This window comes from Oleiphilus sp. HI0125 (assembly GCF_001635355.1).
Window position 1 is genome coordinate 1 of record NZ_LWGF01000974.1, and the last position, 989, is coordinate 989.

At 46.2% G+C, this 989-nt stretch carries 1 protein-coding gene; it reads right to left on the reverse strand.

What is annotated here, in order from left to right:
- Positions 1-8: 8 nt before the first annotated feature.
- The coding region (locus A3762_RS16550; protein WP_156493532.1) for a glycerol-3-phosphate dehydrogenase/oxidase at positions 9-989 on the reverse strand (981 nt) is incomplete at its 5' end.

Consider the following 989-nt stretch of genomic DNA (forward strand, 5'->3'; position numbering starts at 1 on the left):
TGTATCGCTCACACGCACTCCTTTTGTTTCGGAAGGCTGTAGTGATCCGCAACGATATTTTTATATCTATGCCATTCTTCATCCCATTTTTGAACCGACCACTGCAAACGCTCGCGCAATAAATCTGTCCATGGGTGAATCAAATGAATCGCGCCTTCCGGATACAACATGCCTATCCGTACACGTCTCAAAAGAAGATCATCTAAATGCTCAACGGCTTCGTTCTCACACGCCCATAATAATTCTTGGAGGCAAACTTCAGTGTTGCCTAACAGCGTTAAATCATCAGTATCCGCTTGCTCCACAAGTTGATTAGCAATATGACCGTAACGACCAACGAGCCTCTGACGGCGTTGCTTCGATAGCTTATGGTCGCCAATCAACACGGATTCATCGGACTCACGAAAGTCTGAAAGCGCATCTAAATCCGACAGGGAAAGTTTGTTTTGTAAATACGGTTGAGCTGCACGCAATACTTCGAGCGCTAACAAGCGAAATGTCGTGAGTTTGCCGCCGGCGATACTGATACACCCTGCGTCATCCCAAACCATATGCTCACGTTTCTCGTCTGATGGTTTGTTCGTAGCAACATCATCCTCAGCACTGTATTCATCAACAACAACTGGCCGCACACCGGACCAAGAAGAGATAATGTCCTCACGCTTCAGCGCTGCATGATCAAACTGTGAATTCGCGGCATCCAAAAGATAAGAGACTTCATCTTCAGTAATCGATGCCTCGCTAGACATCGTATTATGATGATCAAGGTCTGTTGTACCGATCACGACTTGACCTTCCCAAGGAAAAACAAATACTGGCCGCTTGTCTTTCGGATGGAAAAAACTAACGGAAAAGGCGACCGGTAGACGCCAGAATGGAATAACTAGGTGACTTCCTCTCAAAGGTCGAATACTTTTCTTATTACCAAGCATTTGACGAAGTTCATCCGTCCAGGCACCGCTGGCGTTAACCACAGCATTAGCTTGAAC